Annotated in this window: 2 protein-coding genes and 1 pseudogene; all 3 read left to right on the top strand. The window is 75.2% G+C overall.

Annotation, left to right across the window (positions count from 1 at the left end; genetic code table 11):
- Nucleotides 1-615, top strand: a pseudogene (locus ACIY1X_RS18910) (transporter); the annotation flags it as partial.
- An 18-nt stretch (nt 616-633) separates the two neighbouring features.
- Nucleotides 634-1,476: a polysaccharide deacetylase family protein gene (locus tag ACIY1X_RS18905; protein ID WP_399683445.1), complete on the top strand. Its 843-nt coding sequence runs from the start codon at nt 634-636 to the stop codon at nt 1,474-1,476.
- Nucleotides 1,473-2,141 (top strand): class I SAM-dependent methyltransferase (locus ACIY1X_RS18900; RefSeq protein ID WP_399683443.1); only part of this gene is annotated, 669 nt, incomplete at its 3' end. The genes ACIY1X_RS18905 and ACIY1X_RS18900, both read left to right, overlap by 4 nt.

The raw sequence follows: 2,141 nt of genomic DNA, 5'->3' as shown, positions 1-2,141 counted from the left end.
GCCAGCCCGCTCGGCCCCATCGCCAACGCGCTGCTGTTCGAGCGCCCGGGCGGCGGCTGGGCCGCGATGATCTCGCTGCATGCCGGCCCGAAGTTCGCGCACGCGAAGGTCGCGGCGGCGCTCGCGGGCCTGCCCGACGTGACCGTGGCCGACGTCGGCGACGAGCTGGGCGACCTGTACCGCCGCTACCTGCACGAGGCCTTCGTGCAGGTGGCGCTGGGCGCGCTGGCGGTGGTCGTGCTGCTGGGCCTGTGGCTGCGGTCGGGCCGGCGCCTGTTCGCCGTGTGCCTGCCGCTGGCGGCGGCGGTGGTGCTCACCCTGGGCGCCATGGCGGCGCTGAACATGGCGCTGTCGATCCTGCACCTGGTCGGCCTGTTGCTGGTGGTGGCGGTGGGCTCCAACTACGCGCTGTTCTTCGACCAGTTGCGCGAGACCGGCCACGCCGACGAGGACACCCTGGCCTCGCTGATGCTGGCCAACCTGACGACGGTGGTGTCCTTCACCCTGATCGCCATCTCCGCGATTCCCTCGCTCTCGTCCATCGGCCAGGTGGTGGCGCCGGGGGCGCTGCTGGCGCTGCTGCTGTCGGCGGCCTTCGCGCGGGCGAGGGCGTAGAGAATGCGGGCGGCCGCCATGAACACCCTTGCCCCGACCGCCCCGCCGCCGCCCTGGCGCGCACCGCCCTTCCTGCGCGCCAGCGCCGCGCTGCACCTGGGCGCGGCCGCGGCGGCCGTGGCGGTGCCCGGCGCCTGGCCCTGGGCGCTGGGCGCGGTGGTGCTGAACCATGCGGCCATCACCGCCATCGGCCTGACGCCGCGCAGCCGCTGGCTGGGCCAGAACATGACGCGGCTGCCGGCCGCCGCGGCGGCGCGCGGCGAGGTCGCGCTGACCATCGACGACGGGCCGGAGCCCGGGGTCACGCCCGCCGTGCTGGACCTGCTCGACGCGGCCGCCGGCCAGCGCGCCACCTTCTTCTGCATCGCCGAGCGGGTGCAGGCGCACCCCGCACTGGCGCGCGAGATCCTGGCGCGCGGCCACAGCATCCAGAACCACACGGCGCGGCACCGGCACAACTTTTCCGTCCTCGGGCCGCGCGGCTATGCGGCCGAGATCTCCCGCGCACAGGACATGATCGCGGCCGTGGCCGGCGAGCGCCCCACCTGCTTCCGGGCGCCGGCGGGATTCCGCAACCCTTTCCTCGCGCCCGTGCTGCATCGCCTGGGGCTGCTGCTGGTGAGCTGGACGCGGCGCGGCTTCGACACCCGCGAGCGCGATGCCGCGAAGGTGCTGGCGCGGCTGGCCGATAACCTGGTCGCCGGCGACATCCTGCTGCTGCACGACGGCCATGCGGCGCGCACCGCGGCCGGCCGGCCGGTGGTGCTGGAGGTGCTGCCGCCGCTGCTGGCGCAACTGCAACGCCAGGGCCTGCGCTCGGTCACGCTGCCCCAGGCCCTGCGCGAACCCATCGACGAATGAACGCCATCGCCCAACCCCAGAGCCTCTCGCCCGACGCCGCCTGGCGCGACCTGCACGCGCAGGCCACCGCGCCGTACCGGCAGTCCGGCAACTTCGGCTGGCACTTCGCCCGCGGCAAGCTGGGCTGGGACCCGGCCTTCCGCGGCATCGTCTCGCGCGGGCTGATCGGGCCGGCGCGGCCGCGCATGCTGGACATCGGCTCCGGCCAGAGCCTGTTCGCCAACCTGCTGGCGAGTGCGGCCGCGATGCAGCGCGACGGCGCCTGGCCGATGGCCTGGGCACCGACGCCGGCCGAGCCGGTCTACACCGGCATCGAGCTGATGCCGCGCGACGTGGAGCGCGCCCGGCGCGCGGTGGGGCACATCCGCCCTGTGCCCACGCTGGTGTGCGGCGACATGTGCAGCGCCGTCTTCCCGGCCTGTGACGTGGTGGTGATCCTGGACGTGCTGCACTACGTCGACCATGCGGCGCAGGAGGGCGTGCTGGCCCGTGTGCGCGATGCGCTGCAGCGCGGCGCGTCCGACCGCCCCCGAGGCTGGGCTGCGCCCAGCCCGCCCCCCAAGGGGGACAAGAAGCCTTGGGGCGGCCCGGCGTCTTCTTGCGAGCGCGGCGTGCCCGGCCGCCTGCTGCTGCGCGTGGGCGACGCGGCCAGCCGCCGCGGCTTC

The organism is Xenophilus sp. (assembly GCF_044462705.1).
Taxonomy (GTDB): Bacteria; Pseudomonadota; Gammaproteobacteria; order Burkholderiales; family Burkholderiaceae_C; genus Xenophilus; species Xenophilus azovorans.
The sequence above is the reverse complement of the archived record's forward strand: the minus strand, read 5'-3'. Positions and strand labels throughout refer to the sequence as shown.

What these genes read in the sequence shown, in the direction of transcription:
- ACIY1X_RS18905 (WP_399683445.1), top strand. Translation starts at nt 634, where the DNA reads ATGAACACCCTTGCCCCGACCGCCCCGCCGCCGCCCTGGCGCGCACCG.